At 45.7% G+C, this 23,040-nt stretch carries 25 protein-coding genes and 1 riboswitch; of the genes, 19 read left to right on the forward strand and 6 right to left on the reverse strand.

The features are described from left to right. Positions 1-57 precede the first annotated feature (57 nt). From MKY24_RS07640 to MKY24_RS07650, 3 genes are all read left to right on the forward strand, one after another. Positions 58-471, forward strand: coding sequence for a DUF350 domain-containing protein (locus MKY24_RS07640; RefSeq protein ID WP_013309402.1), 414 nt, complete (start codon positions 58-60; stop codon positions 469-471). A gap of 54 nt (positions 472-525) precedes the next feature. After that, positions 526-1,233 (forward strand): hypothetical protein, encoded by a 708-nt coding sequence (locus MKY24_RS07645; RefSeq protein ID WP_339201700.1) that lies wholly within the window; start codon positions 526-528, stop codon positions 1,231-1,233. 116 nt (positions 1,234-1,349) lie between these two features. Next, positions 1,350-2,603, forward strand: coding sequence for an MFS transporter (locus MKY24_RS07650; RefSeq protein ID WP_023987777.1), 1,254 nt, complete (start codon positions 1,350-1,352; stop codon positions 2,601-2,603). Positions 2,604-2,674: 71 nt separating this feature from the next. Here MKY24_RS07650 and MKY24_RS07655 read toward each other — a convergent pair whose 3' ends face one another. After that, the gene (locus MKY24_RS07655) at positions 2,675-3,913 is read right to left on the reverse strand and encodes an FAD-dependent oxidoreductase (RefSeq protein ID WP_028542960.1); all 1,239 of its coding nucleotides are present in this window, start codon (positions 3,911-3,913) and stop codon (positions 2,675-2,677) included. Between the two features lie 113 nt (positions 3,914-4,026). On the opposite strand from MKY24_RS07655, the gene MKY24_RS07660 reads away from it, so the two are divergent. From MKY24_RS07660 to MKY24_RS07715, 12 genes are all read left to right on the forward strand, one after another. Beyond that, a complete protein-coding gene (locus tag MKY24_RS07660; protein WP_013309406.1) occupies positions 4,027-4,263 on the forward strand; it encodes a hypothetical protein in 237 nt (78 codons plus the stop codon). Between the two features lie 34 nt (positions 4,264-4,297). Beyond that, the gene (locus MKY24_RS07665) at positions 4,298-4,684 is read left to right on the forward strand and encodes a spore coat protein (protein ID WP_339201703.1); all 387 of its coding nucleotides are present in this window, start codon (positions 4,298-4,300) and stop codon (positions 4,682-4,684) included. Positions 4,685-4,827: 143 nt separating this feature from the next. Continuing rightward, entirely contained in the window at positions 4,828-5,328 is a 501-nt protein-coding gene (locus tag MKY24_RS07670; RefSeq protein ID WP_023987779.1) for an Lrp/AsnC family transcriptional regulator, read from the forward strand. Between the two features lie 12 nt (positions 5,329-5,340). Next, positions 5,341-6,552 (forward strand): aminotransferase class I/II-fold pyridoxal phosphate-dependent enzyme, encoded by a 1,212-nt coding sequence (locus tag MKY24_RS07675; RefSeq protein WP_023987780.1) that lies wholly within the window; start codon positions 5,341-5,343, stop codon positions 6,550-6,552. Between the two features lie 114 nt (positions 6,553-6,666). Beyond that, positions 6,667-6,873 (forward strand): aspartyl-phosphate phosphatase Spo0E family protein, encoded by a 207-nt coding sequence (locus MKY24_RS07680; RefSeq protein ID WP_023987781.1) that lies wholly within the window; start codon positions 6,667-6,669, stop codon positions 6,871-6,873. A gap of 101 nt (positions 6,874-6,974) precedes the next feature. Beyond that, positions 6,975-7,544, forward strand: coding sequence for a hypothetical protein (locus tag MKY24_RS07685; RefSeq protein ID WP_023987782.1), 570 nt, complete (start codon positions 6,975-6,977; stop codon positions 7,542-7,544). Between the two features lie 18 nt (positions 7,545-7,562). Then, entirely contained in the window at positions 7,563-8,126 is a 564-nt protein-coding gene (locus MKY24_RS07690; protein ID WP_028542959.1) for a cob(I)yrinic acid a,c-diamide adenosyltransferase, read from the forward strand. A gap of 21 nt (positions 8,127-8,147) precedes the next feature. Then, positions 8,148-9,107 carry an RluA family pseudouridine synthase gene (locus tag MKY24_RS07695; RefSeq protein ID WP_028542958.1) on the forward strand — a complete coding sequence of 320 codons (960 nt, stop codon included), beginning with the start codon at positions 8,148-8,150 and terminating at the stop codon, positions 9,105-9,107. A gap of 43 nt (positions 9,108-9,150) precedes the next feature. Continuing rightward, positions 9,151-9,516, forward strand: coding sequence for an arsenate reductase family protein (locus tag MKY24_RS07700; RefSeq protein ID WP_023987785.1), 366 nt, complete (start codon positions 9,151-9,153; stop codon positions 9,514-9,516). Between the two features lie 72 nt (positions 9,517-9,588). Next, the gene (locus MKY24_RS07705; RefSeq protein ID WP_013309415.1) at positions 9,589-10,485 is read left to right on the forward strand and encodes a 5'-3' exonuclease H3TH domain-containing protein; all 897 of its coding nucleotides are present in this window, start codon (positions 9,589-9,591) and stop codon (positions 10,483-10,485) included. Between the two features lie 223 nt (positions 10,486-10,708). Further along, positions 10,709-11,587 carry an ROK family protein gene (locus MKY24_RS07710; protein ID WP_023987786.1) on the forward strand — a complete coding sequence of 293 codons (879 nt, stop codon included), beginning with the start codon at positions 10,709-10,711 and terminating at the stop codon, positions 11,585-11,587. Between the two features lie 166 nt (positions 11,588-11,753). Continuing rightward, positions 11,754-12,761: an HRDC domain-containing protein gene (locus tag MKY24_RS07715; RefSeq protein WP_028542957.1), complete on the forward strand. Its 1,008-nt coding sequence runs from the start codon at positions 11,754-11,756 to the stop codon at positions 12,759-12,761. 161 nt (positions 12,762-12,922) lie between these two features. Here MKY24_RS07715 and corA read toward each other — a convergent pair whose 3' ends face one another. Further along, positions 12,923-13,858, reverse strand: coding sequence for a magnesium/cobalt transporter CorA (corA, locus tag MKY24_RS07720; RefSeq protein ID WP_023987788.1), 936 nt, complete (start codon positions 13,856-13,858; stop codon positions 12,923-12,925). 551 nt (positions 13,859-14,409) lie between these two features. Next, positions 14,410-14,535: riboswitch (SAM riboswitch) on the forward strand. Between the two features lie 118 nt (positions 14,536-14,653). Between corA and metA the strand changes: the two genes are divergently transcribed. The 4 genes from metA to mqnC all read left to right on the forward strand — a co-directional run bounded on the left by metA (position 14,654) and on the right by mqnC (position 19,622). Continuing rightward, positions 14,654-15,571 carry a homoserine O-succinyltransferase gene (gene metA, locus MKY24_RS07725; protein WP_053325031.1) on the forward strand — a complete coding sequence of 306 codons (918 nt, stop codon included), beginning with the start codon at positions 14,654-14,656 and terminating at the stop codon, positions 15,569-15,571. Positions 15,572-15,695: 124 nt separating this feature from the next. Further along, on the forward strand, positions 15,696-16,880 hold the full coding sequence (locus MKY24_RS07730; RefSeq protein ID WP_023987790.1) for a PLP-dependent transferase: 1,185 nt from the start codon (positions 15,696-15,698) through the stop codon (positions 16,878-16,880). Beyond that, complete coding sequence (locus MKY24_RS07735; protein ID WP_053325033.1) at positions 16,877-18,055, forward strand: aminotransferase class V-fold PLP-dependent enzyme; 1,179 nt, start codon at positions 16,877-16,879, stop codon at positions 18,053-18,055. Before MKY24_RS07730 ends, MKY24_RS07735 begins: the two co-directional genes overlap by 4 nt. Before the next feature lie 433 nt (positions 18,056-18,488). Beyond that, positions 18,489-19,622: a cyclic dehypoxanthinyl futalosine synthase gene (gene mqnC, locus MKY24_RS07740; RefSeq protein WP_023987792.1), complete on the forward strand. Its 1,134-nt coding sequence runs from the start codon at positions 18,489-18,491 to the stop codon at positions 19,620-19,622. Positions 19,623-19,718: 96 nt separating this feature from the next. Here mqnC and MKY24_RS07745 read toward each other — a convergent pair whose 3' ends face one another. The 4 genes from MKY24_RS07745 to MKY24_RS07760 all read right to left on the reverse strand — a co-directional run bounded on the left by MKY24_RS07745 (position 19,719) and on the right by MKY24_RS07760 (position 22,995). Then, the gene (locus tag MKY24_RS07745) at positions 19,719-20,594 is read right to left on the reverse strand and encodes a YitT family protein (protein WP_339201708.1); all 876 of its coding nucleotides are present in this window, start codon (positions 20,592-20,594) and stop codon (positions 19,719-19,721) included. 72 nt (positions 20,595-20,666) lie between these two features. Next, positions 20,667-21,893 carry a cation:proton antiporter gene (locus MKY24_RS07750; protein WP_339201710.1) on the reverse strand — a complete coding sequence of 409 codons (1,227 nt, stop codon included), beginning with the start codon at positions 21,891-21,893 and terminating at the stop codon, positions 20,667-20,669. Positions 21,894-21,897: 4 nt separating this feature from the next. Continuing rightward, entirely contained in the window at positions 21,898-22,392 is a 495-nt protein-coding gene (locus tag MKY24_RS07755; protein ID WP_023987795.1) for a cation:proton antiporter regulatory subunit, read from the reverse strand. Between the two features lie 207 nt (positions 22,393-22,599). Then, on the reverse strand, positions 22,600-22,995 hold the full coding sequence (locus MKY24_RS07760) for a hypothetical protein (protein WP_025723301.1): 396 nt from the start codon (positions 22,993-22,995) through the stop codon (positions 22,600-22,602). Between the last annotated feature and the right edge of the window lie 45 nt (positions 22,996-23,040).

The raw sequence follows: 23,040 nt of genomic DNA on the forward strand, positions 1-23,040 counted from the left end.
TAGGGGTTGCCGGCTTTGCCCGGGAACGCTTGGTAGAACGGGAGGGACGAAGTGAAGATGGCGATTGATGAATTGCTGTCACATCCGTTGGGGATGATGCTGGGTTATTTCTCGGTGGCGGTGCTGGAGCTAATTGTATTTTTGTCGTGTTTTGAGCTGGTAACCCGCTATAAATGCTGGGAAGAGATCAAGCGCGGCAATGTTTCGGTAGCCATGGCTACGGGAGGGAAAATGTTCGGTATTTGCAACGTACTCCGCTTTGCAATGGAAGCCAAATCCAGTGTGTATGATACGATGATTTGGTCGTTCGTTGGCTTTTTACTGCTTCTTGCGGCGTACTTTCTTTTTGAGTTTCTGACACCGGTATTTTCTATCGATCAACAGATTAAAGAGGATAATCGTGCTGTCGGCTTGTTCTCCATGATTATTTCCATATCTTTATCTTATGTGATCGGTGCCAGTGTAACTTAACACATCTTGTATACTAGAGCTTGGTATACGCTTGGAACGGAAGGATGATAAAGCTTGGAAATGACTATTTGTCCATGGTGTAACATGGAAATTATTTGGGATGAAGAATTAGGACCTGAGGAAGAATGTCCTTATTGCCATAATGATCTGAAAGGGTACTCTGACATCACCGATGATGAAGATGAGTCTGTTTCTCCACCTGTTCATAGACATGCCGGTGAGCATGGACATGAAGAGACGAAACATGATCATGTGGCTTCTGTAACCCCGGCGCCCCACTCTCATGGAAAAGAAGACCTGAAGGGTTATCGGACATTGAGTATTCAGCTCGGTGATGATGAGGAGCAGGATATTTTATATGAGGCAGATGATGAAATCGTAGTTGAAAAACCGGTTGATGCACCGTTGTTGCAGGATAATGAGTTTCATAAGTTGCCTGTGCTGCATACTTTGCAAAAATTTGAAGAAAGCGGTGCGGATCTGATGGCTTATGAACAAGGCGCTGAACAAATACTCGACAGACAAGATGAGGTTCTTGAATGTTCTCAATGTGGGGAGTACATGCTGCATGCAGGTTCGCAAACCGTAACCAGAGAAGGTTTTGAACCGTCGATGTCTCCAGCGCTTGGCAAGCCCGTTCTGGATTTGCCGTTCGTCTTGAATGTTTATGTGTGCCCTAGCTGCTTCCATGTCCAGCAGACACTGTCAGAGAATGACCGACTGCGGATGCTGGAGAAGCTCAGCGGTATTTCCAACAATTAAATAGCAATTCCCCGGATAGGCCCAAGCTCAATACGGGCATCTTAAATCGAAGAAATCTTTGAACAAGCTGGCTTGAAATAAGCTGATTGGTGATTTTTCGGTTAGGGGGAACTGCATTGAAATCAAACCTGAACGGACAATCCATTCTGCTATTAAGCTTGAATGGATTGTTTGTGTTTGCAGCAGCATTGTCAGGCACATTTCTTAACGTGTATTTGTGGAAAAGCAGGCAGGATTACGCGATGATCGGCTGGTTTAATGTCAGTCAACAAATTGCACTGGGAATTATGGTCTGGGTGGCTGGAAAGTGGGTCAAGGAACATAACAAAATGAATGCCCTACGCGTGGGGACCGCATTATCAGGCCTATTTTATCTGATCGTGTTATATACGGGACCGCAGGCTGTGAACTACATATGGCCGCTCGGGATGCTGCTGGGTGCAGCATTAGGTTTATTCTGGCTGGCGTTTAATGTGATTTTTTTCGAAGTCACGGATCAGGCAAGCCGTGATCATTTTAACGGATGGGTGGGTCTGCTGGGCTCGTTTTCTGGTATAGTGGGTCCTTGGCTGTCCGGTTGGATTATTGCCCGTATGGAGGATGACGCAGGTTATCGCGTGATATTTAGTATTTCCTTGGCCTTTTATGTCGTAGGAGTGGTGCTTAGTTTCTTTCTTCGCAAACGTAAGCCGACAGGAAATTACAATTGGAAAGAGCCCAAGCAACGATTGTCACAAAAAGGGAGTATGTGGCGTCCGTTGTCGTTATCGCTTATTGCCCAGGGCATCCGTGAAGGGGTGTTTGCCTTCCTGATTACGCTGCTCGTATATGTAGCTACCCAACAGGAATGGAAGCTGGCACAGTTTTCACTTATCACCTCGGCGGTATCATTTTTCAGCTTTTGGGCTGTCGGAAAATGGCTCAAGCCACACTATCGTTCGGCGGGTATGCTGTTGGGTGCCGTGTTGTTGGTGATCGCGCTATTACCGTTATTGTGGCGTATGGAGTATAGCACACTACTGATTATGGGGATCGGCACCGCTTTATTTATGCCTTTATATTTAATTCCCATGATTTCTGCGAGCTTTGATTTAATGGGGACGAGTAAAGGAGATGCCAATCAGAGAGTGGAACTGGTTGTACTGCGCGAACTATGCTTAATGGTAGGCCGATTGACCGGAACACTCATTTTCTTGGGTGTCCTAAGTATCAGCAAGGCTCCTACGGCGATGATCTGGTTGTTGATTGGCCTTGCATTGATGCCAGTGCTCGGATGGTTTTTTATGCGAAGTGTGCTGAAAATGGAACAAAAGACGAAGCAGAGCAAATCTCATTCCCATGCACAACGCTGGCACAAGCAAACCGAATAGTTTGAAAATACATTAAAAAAGACCTCCAGACCCAATTAGTAGGGGAAAGAGGTTCTTTTTGTATTCATATGTTAAACCATCGGTTCCGTTGTTTCAGGCGAGGGCTTGGTAGTACGGTTTAGAGAATAAAGCTCCATTTCAGGTCGGTGTGTGCCCGTCAGTTCATCAGCCAATAGCTGTGCGGCCATCATACTCGTAACCGTCCCATTTCCCCCGTAACCCTCCAAAAAATAGCAGTTTGGAAAACGTGGATGTGGACCAATATACGGCAAGCCGTCGTGAGAGGAGCCGAATACAGCCGCCCAAGCATAGTCGATCTGAAATGGAACACCCGGAAAATGCTCCTGTAGCGTTTGCAGCAGCTTTTGCTGTTGGTGTAGCAGCCTGATTTCACGTTGATGGGCGTCCAGTACAGGTTCATCCAAACCACCAATAATGATGCGTCCTTCCGGTGTTGAGCGTATGTACAGATAAGGACGAGTAGTTTCCCAAATCAGACACTGCTCATACCACAAGGGAACATCTCCGATTGGATTGGTGGCGATAGCATAAGAGCTTTCTAGAACGGCTCCGCGATCTGATTTAATCTCCTGTGTTTCATAACCCGTTGCAAAAATGATTTTTTTCGCTCGGATAATTCCACCGCTGGTATAACAAACAACTTCATTTTCATTAAATTCAAAATGCTTGGCTTCCGTATGCTCATATAAGCGTACACCGAGACGGCTGGCGGATTGCAACAGTCCTTGGGCAAACAAAAATGGATTAACCTCGGCATCTTCGTGCGTGTACAAGGCTGCTGATTTTCGAAAAGGAAATCGGGCTGCAATCTGTTGCTCATCCCAGTATTCGACGGGAAATCCAAACCGGGTTAGCTGTTTGTACTCTTCCTGAAGGATCTGCACATCCTCCGATGTACTTGCATAGTACAGGCTACTGCGGCGTATAAAGGACGGATCAATTTCCAGCGTGGTAGACAGTTTTTCCAACTGATCCAGAGCATCTTTGCACATACGGTAAAACAGTACACCGTTCGTTTCACCAAACGTATTGATGAAGGAGGTTAAGGTCTTATCATTGCTATATTGCAGCAGTCCGGTATTGGCCGAAGAACTTCCATGTACCAGCTTGCGTTTGTCAATAACCACGGTGTCTACCTGTCGTTCTCCCAATAGCCGGGAGCAGATGGACCCACCCATCCCGCCTCCGATGATCAGTACATCACAATTTAAATCCTCTGCCAAAGGCGGAAAATCCGATGTTTGCTCCAAGGTACTCGGCCAATACGTATTCCCGCTAATCAATTCCATATAAACAGCACTCCTTATAGGCAATATGTAGTATCTCTTATGTGTACATAGTATTTCGCCAAACGGACAAGATAACCAGCGTGCAACAAAACATTTAAGGAGGCACAGAGACTATGCAATCTACCAACATGCAACCCTTGACAGGCAAAGAGCTGGAGTACATCGTGGACTCCATTTCCAATGAAGAACTGCTGCTCAAGCAATGTACGGCGACAGCAGCATCCATTCAGCATCCAGCCATTCAGCAAGCTTGTCTGCAATTCGCGAGAACTCATGAGAACCACCTGAACCTGCTTTCCAATGCACTTCAACAGCACCAGCAGCTTGCTCCTATGCAACCGCAGCAGTAATTATGGATTAACCAATAAAGGAGGTAATATCACGATGTTTCCACAGAACAATACGTCATTTATGCCCGAAGAAGATTTGCTCTATACCATTCTTGCCGATATGAAACGCACGGTGGGAGAGTATACAACAGCGACAACGGAATCCAATTGTCCGTCTGTGCGTCAGATGTTCACCGACCTTACGAACGATACGCTGCGCCTACAAGGCGATTTGTATCGTCTGATGAGTCAAAACAATATGTACTCCACTTCGTCAAAAGCACTGCGCATCGATTTGGACAAACAGATTCAAGAAGCTCGCAAGACCCAACACGAATGCCAACAGTTCATTCAGCAAAAGTCGTCATCAGCGGGGGGATATGGTCAACCTATGCATCAGCAAGGGCAGCCTACTCACCAAAATAACCCTTACTATATGTAAACGGGATATTCCGTTTTTGAAGCAATTTCCCATAACAGCCGTCCGTCTGCCGGGTTTACCGGGGCGGACGGTTTTTCTTTGCAGGTTTAAAGTGCGTATTGTATGATGTATAGTAATCTCTTTCGATGGAGGCCTTATGTAGAATGACAGAGCTAAATGGTTTGAAATTAAAAGTGCTGGAATTGTTAAAAGAAGATGCAAGAAGAACACCGACTTTGTTGGCTACTTTACTGGGGGTTGACGAGCAGGATGTACGCACCTCAATTAAAGAGCTAGAAGACCAACATGTAATCGTTAAGTACGCCGCCGTAGTCAATTGGGATAAAGTCGACGACGAAAAGGTTACTGCTTTGATTGAAGTACAGATTACACCCGAGCGTGGAAGAGGATTTGAAGGTATTGCAGAACGGATTTATTTGTATCCGCAAGTTAAATCGGTTTATCTCATGTCTGGAGCATACGACTTGCTGGTAGAAGTTGAAGGCCGCAACCTCCGTGAGGTCGCTAATTTTGTGTCGGAGAAACTGTCTCCTATTGACTCGGTCTTGTCCACCAAGACTAATTTTACGCTTAAAAAATACAAGCAGGACGGAATTATCTTTGAGGATCATCAGGAAGATAATCGTCTGGTGATTTCGCCGTAAAGGAAGATCATGATGAATCTCAAAACAGAAGCATTTACCGACAGTAACAAAGCCATGAGTTCCTATTTGTCCCCGTTGGTGCGCGAAATTCCATCTTCGGGCATTCGTAAGTTTTTTGACTTGGTGGGTGGCAACAAGGATATTATTACCCTTGGTGTAGGCGAACCGGATTTTACAACCCCTTGGCATATGCGGGAAGCCTGTGTCTATTCATTAGAGCGAGGTTTTACCAGCTACACGTCTAATGCGGGAACGCCAGAACTGCGTGAAGCGATTAGTGATTATCTGAATGAGCAATTTGAAGTTAATTATGATCCTAAAAATGAGATTATCGTGACCGTTGGGGGAAGCGAGGCGATTGATCTTGCTTTGCGTGCGTTAATTGTACCTGGCGACGAAATTCTCGTGCCCGAGCCGTGCTACATTTCATATTCTCCAATCACTTCAATTGGAGGCGGGATTCCGGTAGGTATTGAAACATTTGCTAAGGATGAATTTAAGCTGACGGCTGAGGCGTTGGAGGCAAAAATTACACCTAAATCCAAGGTGCTGATTTTATGCTATCCGAGTAATCCAACTGGGGCTACGATGACTTATGAAGATTGGCTTCCGATTGCCGAAGTCGTGGAAAAGCATGATTTGATCGTCATTTCTGATGAAATTTATGCTGAATTGAATTATGGAGAGAAGCATGTTAGTTTTGCCGCTATGCCTGGTATGATGGATCGTACGATTCTCGTCAGTGGTTTCTCCAAAGCCTTCGCCATGACAGGCTGGCGTATTGGATATACATGCGGACATCCAGATCTGATTGCGGCTATGCTCAAAATCCATCAGTACACCGTAATGTGTGCGCCTTCTATGGGGCAAGTTGCGGCACTGGAAGGTTTGCGGAATGGTTTGGGTGAGAAAGATCGTATGGTAGAAGCCTATAATCAGCGTCGCCGTCTGATGGTTGAAGGGTTCCGGGAAATCGGCCTGGAGTGCCATGAGCCAAGAGGGGCTTTTTATGTTTTCCCTAGTATTCAAAGCACGGGACTTAGCTCAGATGAATTTGCACAGCGTCTATTGGCAGAGGCTAAAGTTGCGGCTGTACCGGGTAATGTGTTCGGTTTGGGAGGCGAAGGCTATCTTCGTTGCTCATACGCGACTTCTGTTGCTCAGCTGACGGAGGCACTGGATCGGATTGGTCATTTTGTAGAAAAAGTAAGAAAAGAAGGTTAAAATTATTTTTTTATGGGTAATTCATAAAAAATAGTCTTTTATTTCTAAATTTCTATGCTATAATTTGAATTCGAAAGCAGGAAGTTCAATTTTTCAATTGTAGGAGGAATGCTCATGTCATATGTTGGATATAATTCGTCTAGTTCAATAGGATACGACATTTCCCTAGAAGATGAAATTTTGTTCCTGCGCAATGAGATGATGCGGACGTTTCAGGAAGAGCAGTCCTTCACCTCTGATCTTGTCATCGAGATTAGTTGCAAGCTCGATTTGAAAATCAATGAATACATGAAAATGTATGGTACGGAATGCAAGGTTTAACCGTGTGAAGTCAGCCAAAGGTAAGAAGGAGGCCGTAGGGCCTTCTTTTTTTGCGTTCACAACTTATGATATATTAATGGCATGGAAGAGGGGGCGTACATATGAGAACAGGGCTAAAAAGGCTATCGCCATGGATTATCGGAATGTTGACACTTGTATTATTGGCTGGATGTGGGGGACGGGACAAGGACAGCTTCTCCATTTTTATTATGGATAAAGGGGATGCTTCAGTCATCCGTGAAGAGCTGGCACAAAAGCTTAAGGATAAGCTGGGCGAACAGGCTCCGACTATTGAGATTTCAGTCAGTCCGCTGTATAACCAGCAGAAGCTGGTTGTAGAATATGCGGCCGGGGAGCATGATCTGTTTCTTTTGCCGGAAGAGGACATGAAGCTGTATGGACAGAATGGTTCGAATCTGCCGTTAGATGATGCTTTTGACAAGAAGACGTACGCTCGGGGCGTGTTCGAGGGCGGCGTATTTAAGAAGAAGGGGCAGGAGGAAGAAGAAACAGATGTAAGCAAGGAAACTCATTTGTTCGGAATTCCGGTGGAGCAGATGAAGATGTTTAAGGAGCTAAAATATAACTCAAAAACATTATTTGCTACCGTGCCGCCTCGTACAAGCAATAAGGAAGAAGCCATCAAGGTGCTGAAAGCACTTACGGAATGATAAGGGGGATGGAGTAATATGGGGATCTATACCAGAACAGGTGATGAAGGACAAACTTCTGTGATTGGAGGTCGAGTGTCCAAAGATGATGACCGTGTGGAGGCATACGGTACAATTGACGAGCTGAACAGCTTTGTAGGACAAGCGATCAGCTTTGCCGAAGGGGAAAAGTTTGCGGATATTCGGACTCAATTGGAGGAAATACAGCAGGAGCTGTTTGATTGTGGTTCGGATTTGGCGTTTGTTAAAATCAGTGAAAGCAAATATAAGGTGAAAGACGAGCTGGCAGAGCGACTGGAAGGCTGGATTGATGCATGTCAGGAGGAAAATCCGAAGGTGGAGCGTTTTATTATACCGGGTGGTAGCACATTATCCTCAACGCTTCATGTTTGCCGTACGGTTTGCCGACGCGCGGAACGCCGTGCTGTTACACTAGGTAAACATACGGACATCAATCCGGCGGTACGTCGGTATTTGAACCGTCTTTCCGATTATTTCTTTGCCGTTGCTCGCACAGCGAATGTCCGTCAGGGTGTGCCCGATGTCGAATATGTGCGCAGCAAAAAAGTGTTCCGCAAATAAGGAGGCAACCGGGAATTTGTGATGAGCTTGTACTATGAACCTATCGTATATACGATCCCTCCTGAGGAGGAGGGCATGCTGTTGAAGACTATTTTACAAAAACGTATGAACATTTCTCGAAAGTTAATATCCAAACTCAAGCTGACCGAGCAAGGTATTATGCTGAACGGGACACGTGTGTACATCAGCGTAAAGGTGAAGTCCGGGGATCGAGTAGAAATTCGCATGGAGCGCGAGCGTTCTGATGATATTTTACCTGAACCCATTCCTTTTGAGATATTGTTTGAGGATGAACATTTGTTAGTGGTGAACAAGGCGGCGGGTATGATTGTCCATCCAACTCACGGTCATTACACTGGAACACTGGCTAATGGGGTTGTGCATTATTGGCAGGCCAAGGGAGAACTGTTCCGGTTTCGTCCTGTTCATCGTCTTGATCAAGAGACGACGGGTGTGCTGGTAGTAGCCAAAAATCCGTATGTACACCAGCATATTTCTGAGCAGATGATTGCGGGAACGGTGGATAAGCGCTATACGGCTCTGGTGCATGGGCGTCCTGAGCTGCAGGAAGGTAAGGTAGACGGACCAATTGACCGCAGCCCGGATAATCCGCATTTACGTATGGTGACCCCGGATGGTTATCCTGCCCTTACGCTGTATAAGCTGGAGGAAGTGTGGAACGGGGGAAGTCGCATCGGACTAAAGTTGGAATCCGGGCGTACGCACCAAATTCGAGTGCATATGACTTATATCGGTTGTCCGTTGATCGGAGATAAAATGTACCGGATTACACCCGATGATGCTGCGCAACGTGAGCGATATGATCAGCTTGATGCCAGGATGCCTCGACAAGCCTTGCACGCCTCAGAGCTTTCCTTGGAGCATCCTGTAACCGGGGGGCGGCTGACGTTCTATGCTCCTCTACCTGAAGATATGGCTGAAATGCAGGAGCTATTAAGAGCGCAATATTTTTCAGAATAAAATATAAATAAGCTATCAAAACCAAATGGAGGTTAATCTAGCGATGAGCCAACTGAAAGTATATCAGTATTCTAAATGCAGTACCTGCCGTAATGCAGTGAAATGGCTGCAAAACAAGGGACATGAGACGGAACTTATTCCTATTTTTGAACAGCCGCCCGGCCCGGAGGAATTGGAAGATTTAATTCGAAAAAGCGGGCTGGAGCTAAAAAAGTTTTTTAATACAAGCGGTGAGGTGTATAAAGAGTTAAAGCTGAAAGATAAGCTTGGAGACATGAGTCGTGAAGAGCAAATTTCGCTTTTATCCTCGAATGGAAGATTAATCAAACGCCCGATTGTAACCGACGGGAACAAAGTAACGATAGGATTCAAAGAGGAAACATTTGAGGGCACATGGGAAGCTCAATAACGCCCAATTTACACTCACGATATGTTATACTGTGGGGGTTAAATATTATGATGAATGGGAGCAATACAATCTGTGACACAACGCAATGAACAATCCGTAATGCTGGTTGACGGTATGGCCCTGCTATTTCGCGCTTATTATGCAACCGCCGCAAACGGTTATATCCGTCGTACAAAAGCTGGGGTGCCAACGAACGCCATATATGGTTTTATTCGATATTTTTGGGACGCAGTCCAAACGTTTAATCCTACACATGTCATTTGCTGCTGGGATATGGGCGGAACGACATTCCGTGGGGAACATTTTGCTGCGTATAAAGGAAACCGAGCCGACGCACCGGATGATTTGATTCCCCAATTTACATTGATTCGTGAAGTGACGGACAGCCTCGGCATTCCCAACATTGGAGCGGAAGGCTTTGAAGCCGATGATTGTATCGGTACGCTTGCACGTCATTATTCGCAAAATGAGGACATGGATGTAATGATTCTCTCAGGAGATCATGATTTACTTCAATTAGTGGATGAGCGGACACGGGTCATTATTATGAAAAAAGGGCACGGCAATTATATGGTATACACCCCGGAGACCCTGCTGACTGAAAAAGGGCTTAAGCCACGTCAAGTGGTGGACCTTAAAGGCCTGATGGGGGATGCAAGCGATAATTATCCCGGAGTACGAGGTATTGGCGAGAAAACGGCACTCAAGCTGGTTCAGGAATACGACTCTATTGAGGGCATTCTGGAGAATCTGGATCAATTAACACCCTCGGTCCGTAAAAAAATTGAGAGTGATTTGGATATGCTGCATCTTTCACGCAAACTTGCTGAAATTCACTGTGGTGTACCTGTAGCATGTGCTTTGGATAGCTGTCTGCTGACGCTGGATCACGTGCAAATTGTAGACAAGTTTGAGCAGCTTGAAATGAAAAGCTTGTGTACATTGATGGGTGTCGCAACCGGATCTTAATAAAGCTGTTAGGCTTGATACGGACAATTTAAGTAAAGTAAGTAATATAGGGATGCTGACGCTTGGTGCGTTAGTGTCCTTATTTATATACCCATATGTCGACGGAGTTATATAGTCATGTGAAGGATTATATACAATTGCGATAAGGGGATTGACCTCAGGTACATTTCAGGTGAATATAGTGGAGAGAGAACCGGATTATCGAAAGGGGACAACAGCAACTATGACAGTATTGGGAGCAATTGAGGCAGGCGGTACCAAATTTGTATGTGGAATTGGCAACGAACGTGGAGAGGTACTGGAACGGGCGAGCTTTCCAACAACCACCCCAGCAGAAACAATGGAGAATGTCATCGCATTTTTTGAAGGCAAGGGCATTGAAGCATTGGGCGTAGGCTCGTTCGGGCCGATTGATCCTATCGAAGGTAGTGATACATATGGCTATATTACAACAACGCCAAAGCCACATTGGGGAAATTACAATCTGATTGGCAAACTGAAAGAGCATTTTGATGTGCCTATGGGGTTTGACACGGATGTGAATGGAGCAGCACTTGGTGAGTCTATTTGGGGTGCCGCCAAAGGATTGGACAACTGTCTGTATATTACGATAGGTACAGGCATCGGGGCGGGTGCTTTGGTTGGTGGAAAGCTGATACATGGATTATCCCACCCGGAAATGGGGCATATTCTGGTACGTCGTCACCCAGAAGATACTTACGAGGGGACATGTCCTTATCACGGAGATTGTTTGGAGGGACTGGCAGCAGGTCCTGCGCTCGAAAAAAGATGGAAGGTTAAAGGACATGAGCTTTCTGTCGATCACTCGGCCTGGGAAATGGAAGCGTACTATCTGGCACAGGCTTTAATGAGCTATGTATTAATCCTGTCACCGCAAAAAATTATTATGGGCGGGGGAGTGATGAAGCAGGACCAACTGTTCCCGCTCATTCGTACCAAGCTTCAAGAACTTTTGAACGGATACGTACAGCATTCGAGTCTGGCAACAGATATTGAGCAATATATCGTATCTCCGGGATTGGGTGACAATGCTGGATTGTGCGGTGCTCTGGCATTGGCAAAGGAAAAGCTGAATCATTAGAATTTATGGTTGACGGCACTCCAAGGTACGGTTATTATATAGGCAACAGTATAGTACGGCTCAAAAAGGGAAGCACCTTTCTTGCGAATACGCAGGATGGGTGCTTTTTTTTGCGTTTTTGTGTTGTGCGGGACTGTCTTTCAACGATATGAGGGAGGAAGAAATCATGGATATTGTATTTTTAAATCGCTTGTCCAAACGAAATGAACAGGGCTATGAGGACTTTGCTCAGGTATGGATTGGGCAGCATGAAGGGGGATGGAGTGCAGGCTGGAGCACACAGCATGTCCCGGATGAAAGTATAGACGACCTTTGGTATGAGGGCAGCTTGTGGCAGGAATTACTACATGTATACCGTCATGAGCTGGCGCTCAAAATGGCTGAGGGCTATAGGCCCTTAATCCATGGCGTATTTCATGAGCAAGAAGGATCATCAGGACGAGGACAAACGCTGCAAAAGCTGTATTGCTACAGTGATTTGTTTCCACGTGATGAAGTGTATGAGCAGTTGACGATGTGGAGACGGCAAAAAGCAGCAACAGAACGAAAAGCCCCTTATTTTATCGCTACGAATCGGCTGCTTCGACTCATTAGCGTCTATCTTCCCCATACCGAAGAAGAACTGTTGGAGCTGCCTGGTATGGGGCAGGGTAAAGTGTCGCAATATGGGACGGAGCTATTGGCTATTACGACACAAAATGACCGGACCACACCATTTCCGTTGAACTGGGTAACAGAGACGCTGGAAGAAGAAGTTTTTTTGTCATGGCTATACAAGCAAAAAGAGAACCAGTACAGGCAGGAACTGAACAAATTCAGCCTAACTAGAACGATTATCGAAGGCATTTCGGACGGTCTTTCACTGGAGCATATCGGAATGAAGACAGGTCTGCATCGTAGAGAGATGATTGAAGCTGTGGAGCATTTGGACAGGGATGGCATTGATATGGAGAAGCTGATCCGCAAGGAGTTGGTGAATGTATCTGAGGAAGAGCAGGCAGCCATCTGGTCTGCTTATGAAGAGTTGGGGGATACGCTGCTCAAGCCCGTCATGCTGAAAGTGTATGGGGAAGAAAAGGCAACCGAAACAGGACTGGATCAAATTTACGAGCGTCTGCGTCTGATCCGTATACGGTTTCGTCATCAGCAGGTACCCGACCGACATGTTGGATAATATAGAACTGATTGAATAAAGCTAAAGTATTAAAGTACTTTCAGGGTTCAACATACTAAAAAGCAGCAGCGAGTTCCACACAGGACACGGCTGCTGCTTTTTATGACCAAGCTGAAAATCGAAAAAAGTATCCAACTCGGTACTTTTTTCCCCTGTTATTTTTAAACCCAGTCTTTCTTGCGGAAAATACAGAACATACTGACACCTAATGCCACCATAATACCAATGACGACAAAATAGCCATAACGTGTATGAAGCTCAGGCATATTATCGAAGTTCATCCCATATATTCCGGTAATGACTGTCAATGGCATAAATACGGTCGTAATTGCCGTAAACACACGCATAATTTCATTGGCACGGTTGGCGATACTGGATTGATAAGCTTCTCGAAGGTTACCCATCAAGTCGCGGTAAGTTTCAAAAGTCTCCGAAATTTTCACAGCATTTTCATAAATGTCGCTGAAATATTTTTGCAATTGATCGTCGATGAGCCGCAAATCCCGTTTGTTCAGGGTATTGATGACTTCTTTTTGTGGACCCAGCACTTTTTTCAGCCACAGAATCTCACTTCGTAAGCCGATGATTTCGTTCAAATGCGACTTTTTCGTATGCATTAGAATATCTTCTTCCAGCTTCTCAATGCGGACCTCAATCCGGTCACCAACCAGAAAATAGTTGTCAACAATCAAGTCGACCAACAGATACATAAAACGGTCAGGCTGGCTGACTTCTTGCTCCCACAGCATAGGCTTGAGGGTACGAAGCTCATTTATTTTCTGCTTGGTCACCGTAATGATAAAATGGCGGCCGAGAAAAATGTTCAAAGCTCGCAAAAATATTTCTTCATCATCAAAACGAATGCTATTTACAACGATAAAATAATGGCTTTCATAAATTTCAATCTTCGGACGCTGTTCTTCTTCACTCAAACAGTCTTCTACTGCAAGATCATGCATGGAAAATAAAGGCTGGAGCACTGCCAAATCATCGACATCGGCATCAATCCAATAAAAACCTTCTGCCGGTGCAGTAAGCGCCATTTCAATTTCTTCGACAGGGGTAAAAACCCCGTTGTTGACCAAACGGATTTTCATATATGTCACTCCTTATGCTCCGTCGTAACGGAAATACGTTTACCTTAAGCATAAGGAATGGACTCAGTTAGCCAGTTAGCCGGTGCGGGTAAGCGTGCACTCCCATCAAAAGCCGGAGGCTTTTGGAGCATGCAGAGCCTGGCGTCCCGTCTTTCGGCAAGCTGAAGTCATTCCTATGCTGTTGTTCAGGGATCGCCGCCTATTCGGACTCGGGTCGCCTTCCATTCCGGATTCACCTCTCAAATGTTCTTTTTTAGATTGCCACAGTATCGCAGGAAACACTCAAATCTGCACTACTACTCCATATTTTTGCCTAATAGCACTTGTATAGTATAACGCTCGGCCTACGGCCTTTCAAGCGCAAAATCATGGGCTAAATCAACAGTAGTGGCAAGAGCTTCAGCGAAAGGAGGGATATGATTTAACCTATGGAAAAGGTAGACAAAATGTGAATGCAGGGTACAAATTTAAAAGTCCCATCTTGACGAAGCCCAGCCGATGCATTAAAGTGAACAACAAGAACTTTGTGAACCTAAAATGAATATAGCGAAATCTTATCAAGAGCAGGTGGAGGGACTAGCCCGATGATACCCGGCAACCGGCGATTTTAATCGCACGGTGCTAATTCTTGCAGGACGCGCGCTTTGTACAAAGAGCGTTGCCCTGACAGATGAGAGAGGCGCATATGGATACAAATATGACCTTTCTCTAACCTGAGAAAGGTCTTTTTATTATATGCCCGGCATCTCAACAAGACGATTTTCGCAAAACTTACCGAACAAGGAGTGAGTTTACATGCCGATTAAAATCCCAGACACGCTACCTGCCAAGGAAGTGCTGGAGGGCGAAAATATTTTCGTAATGGATGAAAGCTTGGCTTATCATCAGGATATTCGTCCGTTGCGTATCGCCATTTTGAATTTAATGCCTACAAAGGAGACGACGGAAACCCAACTGTTGCGCTTGGTCGGCAATACGCCGCTGCAAGTGGACGTCACGCTGGTGCACATGAAATCTCATGTATCCAAAAATACATCGCAAGAATATTTGAACATGTTCTATAAAACGTTTGACGAGATCAAGAACAGTCGTTTTGACGGCATGGTCATTACAGGAGCCCCGGTTGAACAGCTTGAGTTTGAGGATGTGAACTACTGGGAGGAGATCCAGCAAATCTTTGAATGGACGAAAACGAATGTAACTTCGACCATGCATATCTGTTGGGCCTCACAGGCAGGCTTATACCATCATTTCGATGTCCCTAAATACGGGCTCGACTACAAATGCTTTGGCGTATTTCCACACACCGTGATTAAACCTAAAGTAAAATTGCTACGCGGCTTTGATGAATTGTTTTATGCTCCTCACTCCCGACATACTGAGGTTCGGCGGGAAGATATTGATCATATTGCCGAATTAGAAGTTTTATCCGAATCCGAGGAAGCTGGAGTGTACCTCGTAGCCACGCTTGACGGTAAACAAATTTTTGTAACTGGGCACTCTGAATATGACCCGCTTTCCCTGAAATGGGAATACGACCGCGATGTGGCCAAAGGAATGGATATTGAAGTCCCCAAAAATTATTTTCCTAATGATGATCCCAAGCGCACACCACCCTCAATCTGGCGGGCACACGCCAATTTATTATTCTCGAATTGGCTGAACTATTATGTATACCAAGAAACACCTTACGATATCGGGCCCCAGATTTAAAAAGGGGCTTGTAGTTTACCCTTGTACAGTACCACCTTGCAGTAGCGCAGCAGTATAGTCTTTGACATCCATTTTTGCAGGATATGTTATAGCACCCACTATGGAAGTTAACAGGAGGATTCATATGAGTGAGAAACAGTGGAAAATCGAAAGCAGATTGGCACAAATCGGTTCAGTAGAGGAGCCAGTAACCGGGGCTGTTAATTACCCGATTTACCAATCTACGGCGTTCCGCCATCCCCGTCTAGGTCAAAGCACAGGATTTGATTACATTCGGACGATCAATCCTACGCGAAAGGTACTGGAAGAGGCTTCTGCTGCACTTGAATCGGGTGATGCAGGTTTTGCATGTAGCTCAGGTATGGCGGCGCTGCAAACGGTATTTGCATTGTTTGGACAGGGAGATCACCTCATTGTATCGCTGGATCTGTATGGCGGGACATATCGCTTGCTGGAGCGTATTTTATCTAAATTTGGTGTAACAGCAAGTTATGTGGATACGAATGATCTTGAAGCACTCGAACAGTCATGTCGACCGAATACCAAAGCTGTATTCATAGAAACACCTACAAATCCGTTAATGATGATCACTGATATTCGAGCGGTTGCCGAGTGGGCATCACAACATCAGTTGCTTACCATTGTAGATAATACGCTGCTAACCCCATATTTCCAGCGGCCATTGGAGCTGGGCGCGGATATTGTGGTACATAGCGCAACCAAATATTTGGGCGGACACAACGATGTGCTGGCAGGGTTGATCGTAACCAAAGGCAAAGAGCTATCAGCTGAAATTTCCTTCCTGCACAATTCCATAGGGGCCGTGCTTTCCCCGAGCGACTGCTATCAGTTGATGAAGGGGATGAAGACGTTAGCGCTGCGTATGGACCGACATCAGCATAATGCAACAGTGCTATCTAACTATTTACTGACGCATCCGGCGGTGGCGGAAGTATTTTATCCAGCTCTCGAAGGCCACCCAGGTCGTGAGATTCAAAATAAACAATCCAGCGGAAATACGGGTATCTTCTCCTTTAAAGTAAAGGATGCTCGTTATGTGGAGCCTTTGCTTCGTCACATTAAGCTCATTGCGTTTGCGGAAAGTCTCGGCGGTGTGGAATCGCTAATGACCTATCCCGCTGTGCAGACACATGCGGACATACCAGCAGAAATTCGGGATGCAGTCGGGGTAGATGACAGGCTGTTGCGTTTCTCCGTCGGCATTGAGCATACAGACGACCTAATTGAAGATTTGCGTTCGGCGCTGGAAGCGGCACGTCAAGAAGTAGAAGGAGGGGAGCAGCAATGATAGAGGATGCGAGAAGGATCGGCCAGGATCTGGACAAAGAGCGGAAGTTCGCTACCAAGCTGCTGCATTTCGGCTCTGAAATTGACAGTGTTACGGGGGCTTCGAGCGTCCCGATCTATCAAGCTTCTACCTTTCACCATCATGATATTTTTAATCCTCCACAGCATGACTATAGCCGTTCAGGTAATCCGACACGACAAGCTTTGGAGGATTATATCGCCTTATTAGAAGGCGGAGCTAGCGGTTTTGCCTTTGCATCAGGTATGGCGGCCATCTCTACTACATTTATGCTCTTGTCTGCTGGAGATCATGTCATTGTTTCCGAGGACGTATATGGAGGAACATATCGACTGCTGACCTCCATTTTGAAACGGATGAATATCGAAACGACCTTCGTTGACATGACGGACCTCAACCATGTGAAAGAGGCGTTGCAGGAGAATACAAGGGCTGTATATATGGAAACCCCGTCCAATCCGACACTCAAAATTACCGATGTAGCAGGAATAACCTCTTGGGCACAGGATAACGGACTTTTGACGTTATTGGATAATACTTTTATGACACCTTATTATCAACGTCCGATTGAGCAGGGTGTCGATATTGTATTGCACAGTGCGACCAAGTTTCTGGGCGGACACAGCGATGTGCTGGCAGGACTTGCAGTAGCACGTACCGAATCGCTGGGGAGACAAATCAAGCAGCTCCAAAATGGACTGGGTACCGTGCTGGCTCCGCAGGAGTCATGGTTGCTCATGCGCGGTATGAAGACACTGGAGGCTCGTATGGCTCACAGCGAAAAGAGTGCAGCAAAGCTCGCCAATTGGCTGAACGAGCGCAATGACATTGAGGCGGTGTACTACCCGGGTCTGGAGAATCATCCAGGACGTGAAGTTCATGAGCGTCAATCCAGCGGTTATGGTGCAGTGATATCGTTTGATGTGGGTTCTGGTGAGCGTGCAAAAGAAGTCCTCAGTCGCGTACGTATTCCAATTGTAGCGGTGAGTCTGGGAGCTGTGGAAAGCATCTTGTCGTATCCGGCGATGATGTCACACGCGGCTATGCCCCATAGTGTACGATTGGAGCGCGGGATTACGGACGGATTACTTCGTTTCTCCGTAGGTCTGGAGGATATTGACGACCTGATTAGTGATCTGGATGAGGCGCTGCGCTAGAGCGTTAGCACATCAGTAGTATCTTTGTCGTTTTCAGGCAGGGAGCAAATATGTACAGTACTAAACAGCAAGTTTCCATTCATTCAGGAGGCTTGCTGTTTTCTATAAGAATGACATGAAGGACAGTGTGAAAAAATGCACTTTTCAGTTCTGTTTTCCTATTTCTTGTCTATATGCAATGTTGAGATAAGCTTGGCAGTTGCCTGTTTTCCTAGGTGAAAAGCAGAAAGAAGCGGGAATAAGTATGGTTCCTTACCTAAAGATATGTTAGTATTATCATTAGGTTTTACTATGCTAAATAGCACAGACAACATACAAGGCCAGTCATGAACATACATTACGGCAGGGTTCGAACGCAGGTTTGTGAAAGCATTCTCGTTCATAAGTCCTGTCTTTCATTTCGTCGCCCTGTGACAGCGAAGGAGGATACACCATGAGTGTAATCGACCATATTTTAGATAAAGCCCTACGCGGCGAACGCCTGAATTTAGAGGATACCGTTGCTTTGTTCGAATCAGATGAGGTAGAAAAAATAGGTCATGCGGCGAATAAAGTTATGAATCGCATGCACCCCGATCCCATTAAAACCTTCGTCATCGGACGAAATATTAACTATACGAACGTATGTGACGTATATTGTCGCTTCTGCGCTTTTTACCGTAGACCGGGTTCTGATGAAGGTTATGTTTTGCCGGACGAGGTGATCTTTCAGAAGATCAAGGAAACGCAGGATGTAGGTGGCACCGAAATTCTAATGCAAGGCGGTGTGAATCCGAATCTGCCGTTCAGTTATTATACGGATTTGCTGAAAGCTATCAAGGAGCGTTTTCCCGATATTACGATGCACTCCTTCTCGCCAGCTGAAATTCACAAAATGAAGGAAAAATCCGGTCTATCCATGGAAGACACGATTCGAGCCATTCATGAAGCTGGATTGGATTCGCTTCCGGGTGGAGGCGGAGAAATTTTGGATGACCGCACACGCCGCAAAATTAGCCGTCTCAAAGGCTCTTGGCGTGATTGGATGGATGTGATGCAAACGGCTCACAAGGTTGGGATGAACACGACTGCTACGATGGTTATCGGCTTTGGCGAGTTGATGGAGGAGCGTGCGCTGCATTTGTTGCGTGTTCGTGATGCTCAGGACGAATGCATTGAAAACAAATATAATTCTGAAGGATTTTTGGCCTTTATTCCTTGGACCTTCCAGCCAGACAACACCAATCTGAAGAAGGAACGCCAGACGCCGGAGGAATATTTGAAGACCGTTGCGATCAGTCGTCTTGTATTGGATAACATCAAGCATATTCAGTCTTCATGGGTAACGATGGGACCTGAAATCGGTAAAAAATCGTTGTACTACGGTTGCGATGATTTTGGCAGCACCATGATTGAGGAAAACGTAGTTTCCGCTGCAGGCGCAACGTATAAGGTTAACATTGAATCCATTTTACAGTTGATCCGCGAGACGGGTCACGTTCCAGCACAGCGCAATACCCGTTATGATATTATTCGTACTTTTGACAGTGCCAGCAGTATTGAACATGATTTTATCATGCAAAATTAATATCCGTTAATATATTATTAATTACAAAACGCTTATCCATCACTAATCTATGTACAAGGATTAGTGTAGATAAGCGTTTTTTGATGTGTTACTTTGCTATGCTTTCCATCGTTTCATATGCATGATCTCAGCCTGCGGGTCTGCCATTTGGATGACTGCCTTAAAGCGCTGCAAATCCAACAGATGAACGCTGTAAACGATGACCATTTGTTCTTTTTTATCCTCAGATTCGCTTTTAATCTTGCCCTCTATCTGGGCAGAGTCTACAACAGGCGTGCTGTGTATACGCAGCCTGCGATATATGGCATCCTCGACGGTTTGCTGTTTCTTGCTGACAACACAAACCATACGCGTCAGACCGGTAAACATCAGCCGGGTCGTTTCATAGGCGGCGAGGCAGGATAAGGCTGAATAGAGAGCTGGCTCCCAGCCTAGCACAAAGCCAGCCGTAATGAGCAGCAGACCATTACACAGCATAACAATCTGTATTAACGGAATCTTGCGATGTGTTAGCAATAATGTGGATGGACGGCCATCGTCTGACTCGTTAAGTCCTAGTGAATCGAGCAGACCACCGTGACGAGCTGCCAGCCCTGCGCCAAGCCCTATACAGATTCCGCCGCCCAAAGCACATACGACCGGATGGCCGCTCACTGCCGGAAAAGGCGAAAGAATGATGGCTGAGCCCGAAAAGGCGAACAAGCCGGGTAGTGCACGGAGCAACATGGGTTTGTGAGTAGACAGAGAATACAGCAGCATGAGTGGCAAGTTCAAAACGAATAGCAGTAACCCAAAATGCTCTTGTGTATAAAGCGACATGAGTCTAGAGATCCCCGTGACGCCTCCAGCGATCATATCATGCGGATGCAAAAACAATTCCAGACCGACGGATGCCGTAATTCCGCCAATCACCGTATAAAAGACAGGGAACCTGCTAGCATCTCCTGAAGCGGGCTTGACAAGCCGCCTCATAGAGTTTCGGCATGTTTTACAGCGTGCGGCATAGCCTTCCCTCCTATGGATTGTCGTATCCAGCTTTTACAGTTACGCCGAGTTACTTTCTTCCTTTCGTAGGCGGGGGTCCTTGAACTTAAATATTTTGTTTAACATATTAAAAATAGGTTTTGACTGCTTTGTCAGAAGTGGTCCAAGAATCGCCAGTATGAGTACATAGATGGCTGCAAAGGGTTGAAGAATATCAAGCAAACCGCCTTCTTTCCCCAAGTTGGCCATGATAATCGAAAATTCACCCCGTGCCACAATGGTCAGGCCGATATTTGCTGACGCTTTGGGAGATAAGGAGGCCGTACGCCCAGCCAGCATTCCTGCCCAAATGTTACCAAACAACGTGAGGACGACTGCTGCCAGTGCAAGCCATATCGCGTTTCCTCCCAGGGACAGTGGATCAATGGATAATCCAAAGCTGAAGAAAAACAGGGCGCCAAAGAAATCGCGGAAAGGAACAATTAAATGCTCGATACGTTTGGCATGTTCCGTTTCGGCCAGTACCAGACCGACTAACAGGGCGCCGATAGCTTCCGCCACATGAATCGTTTCCGAAAAACCAGCCACCAGAAATAGAGAGCCGAAAACAACAAGTCCGAATACCTCATTGGAGCGAATACGGAGAATCCGATTTAACAGAGGGACGGCCTTACGGCCGATAATAATGACTGCAAGCATAAAGCCTAGCGCGATTAGCGCTGATAGCAGCACACCACCGAGCGAGGATGAATCGCTAAGAACCAATCCGGAGAGGATGGAGATGTATACGGCGAGGAAAACATCCTCGAACATAATAATGCCCAAAATCATTTCAGTTTCAGCATTGGCGGTCCGCTTGAGATCTACCAGCACCTTCGCAGCAATAGCACTGGATGATATTGTTGTAATTCCGGCGATAACCAGTGTCTCTGCTACAGGAAAGCCGCTCAGGAAGCCAAGAGCCAGCCCCAGTGTAAAATTGATGCCAATATAAATGGTTCCGCCCACGGCAATGGAACGGCCTGATTTAATTAACCGACCTACTGAGAACTCGAGACCCAAGTAGAAGAGAAGAAACAGCACTCCGATTCTTCCCATAAAATCAATAAATGGGGCGCTTTCGATAAAGCGAAAATCAAAATGCCATAGCTCCATCGCATGTGGCCCAACTGCCATTCCGATCAGGATATAAAAAGGGATGACCGAGAAGCGCAGTTTGGAGGAAATAAGTCCGGCTGCAGCGATGAGAGCAATAGCCAATCCAACCTCAAATACCAGATGATCCATCCAATCACCCGCTTCCGTTCATAAGGATTTGTTTAAAGCGTTTTTGCTGATCGCGTTCCCCAACAACGACTACAGTGGCATCATCGTTAATCATCACTTCAGGACCAGGATTTACATATTTCTTTCCTTTTTTCTCCACAATGGCAATAACAGTGGCTCCCGAATTTTGCCTTACATCCAGCTCACCGATGGATTTGCCGACACTTGCATAATGAGATTCCACTCTATACCATTCGATAATAAAATCGTCAAACGTCATTTCTACACTTTCAAGCTGTTTGGGCTTATAGGTCATACCACCGATGATGGAGGCTACCAATCGCGCTTCCTGATCATTCAGGGTTGTCATAGAAATACTTTGTTCCAGATCCTCGTAATCAAAGTGATACAACTCGCGCCTGCCATCATCATGAATAATAATGACAATTCGGTCGCCACTCTCTGCATCTATTCGATACTTAATCCCGATTCCTGGCAAAATAGACTCTCGAATATCCATTTGTAAAGCCTCCTGTATGATACGTTATTTAAATGAATGGTATGGGAAATAAATCACATACTTTGGGAGTGACATGGAAACTTTCTTTTTGTATTAAATTTTATAAATTAACATAAAAAACCTGATAAATAGACTTTACGTATTACACTTATTGGGACAGGTTAACAAATAGACATGCAAATGTGGTGATGTGCATGCAAAGGGAGGTTAAGCCACATAACTAGAGGTGAATTTGATGGGGAACAAGTACAATTGCTTCTTTAGTTTGCAAATGACAGGAATAAAAGGCAGACGTAGTTTAGGGATGCTCAATAGCAGCACAAGCGCTATCAAAATGACAAAGGGAAGTGATTTGGCCGCAGCGATCACCAGATGAAGTAAAGGGGAGGACTTGCGTATAGCTGGTTTGGAATGATGCTCCAGACCGTGAGAGTCTGTTTCTAACGAGGAAATATCAGCATGAGGCATAAGAGAAGATCCCGCCGTAAACTGAAGGGATTGAGTGGTGTCTTCCGCATGAAACGTCACAGGAAGGGACAAAATCTGAACGAGGCTCAATATGACGATCATGAATGTACGCAGCATGTTCAGCATCGTTGACATCTTATCTCCTCCCTCTTGTGAAAAATTCATATTACTATAACCTTA

Origin of the sequence: Paenibacillus sp. FSL P2-0322, from assembly GCF_037975315.1 — a bacterium.
Taxonomy (GTDB): domain Bacteria; phylum Bacillota; class Bacilli; order Paenibacillales; family Paenibacillaceae; genus Paenibacillus; species Paenibacillus polymyxa_B.

Excerpts from the sequence above, each read along its gene's own strand:
- MKY24_RS07670 (WP_023987779.1), top strand. The coding sequence starts at position 4,828 with ATGACAGAGCTAAATGGTTTGAAATTAAAAGTGCTGGAATTGTTAAAA.
- MKY24_RS07750 (WP_339201710.1), bottom strand. The coding sequence starts at position 21,893 with ATGGATCATCTGGTATTTGAGGTTGGATTGGCTATTGCTCTCATCGCT.
- MKY24_RS07685 (WP_023987782.1), top strand. The coding sequence starts at position 6,975 with ATGAGAACAGGGCTAAAAAGGCTATCGCCATGGATTATCGGAATGTTG.
- MKY24_RS07660 (WP_013309406.1), top strand. The coding sequence starts at position 4,027 with ATGCAATCTACCAACATGCAACCCTTGACAGGCAAAGAGCTGGAGTAC.
- MKY24_RS07700 (WP_023987785.1), top strand. The coding sequence starts at position 9,151 with ATGAGCCAACTGAAAGTATATCAGTATTCTAAATGCAGTACCTGCCGT.
- MKY24_RS07695 (WP_028542958.1), top strand. The coding sequence starts at position 8,148 with ATGAGCTTGTACTATGAACCTATCGTATATACGATCCCTCCTGAGGAG.
- MKY24_RS07680 (WP_023987781.1), top strand. The coding sequence starts at position 6,667 with ATGTCATATGTTGGATATAATTCGTCTAGTTCAATAGGATACGACATT.
- metA (WP_053325031.1), top strand. The coding sequence starts at position 14,654 with ATGCCGATTAAAATCCCAGACACGCTACCTGCCAAGGAAGTGCTGGAG.
- mqnC (WP_023987792.1), top strand. The coding sequence starts at position 18,489 with ATGAGTGTAATCGACCATATTTTAGATAAAGCCCTACGCGGCGAACGC.
- MKY24_RS07675 (WP_023987780.1), top strand. The coding sequence starts at position 5,341 with ATGAATCTCAAAACAGAAGCATTTACCGACAGTAACAAAGCCATGAGT.
- MKY24_RS07690 (WP_028542959.1), top strand. The coding sequence starts at position 7,563 with ATGGGGATCTATACCAGAACAGGTGATGAAGGACAAACTTCTGTGATT.
- MKY24_RS07665 (WP_339201703.1), top strand. The coding sequence starts at position 4,298 with ATGTTTCCACAGAACAATACGTCATTTATGCCCGAAGAAGATTTGCTC.
- MKY24_RS07730 (WP_023987790.1), top strand. The coding sequence starts at position 15,696 with ATGAGTGAGAAACAGTGGAAAATCGAAAGCAGATTGGCACAAATCGGT.
- MKY24_RS07715 (WP_028542957.1), top strand. The coding sequence starts at position 11,754 with ATGGATATTGTATTTTTAAATCGCTTGTCCAAACGAAATGAACAGGGC.
- MKY24_RS07755 (WP_023987795.1), bottom strand. The coding sequence starts at position 22,392 with ATGGATATTCGAGAGTCTATTTTGCCAGGAATCGGGATTAAGTATCGA.
- MKY24_RS07655 (WP_028542960.1), bottom strand. The coding sequence starts at position 3,913 with ATGGAATTGATTAGCGGGAATACGTATTGGCCGAGTACCTTGGAGCAA.
- MKY24_RS07710 (WP_023987786.1), top strand. The coding sequence starts at position 10,709 with ATGACAGTATTGGGAGCAATTGAGGCAGGCGGTACCAAATTTGTATGT.
- MKY24_RS07760 (WP_025723301.1), bottom strand. The coding sequence starts at position 22,995 with ATGTCAACGATGCTGAACATGCTGCGTACATTCATGATCGTCATATTG.
- MKY24_RS07735 (WP_053325033.1), top strand. The coding sequence starts at position 16,877 with ATGATAGAGGATGCGAGAAGGATCGGCCAGGATCTGGACAAAGAGCGG.
- corA (WP_023987788.1), bottom strand. The coding sequence starts at position 13,858 with ATGAAAATCCGTTTGGTCAACAACGGGGTTTTTACCCCTGTCGAAGAA.
- MKY24_RS07640 (WP_013309402.1), top strand. The coding sequence starts at position 58 with ATGGCGATTGATGAATTGCTGTCACATCCGTTGGGGATGATGCTGGGT.
- MKY24_RS07745 (WP_339201708.1), bottom strand. The coding sequence starts at position 20,594 with ATGAGGCGGCTTGTCAAGCCCGCTTCAGGAGATGCTAGCAGGTTCCCT.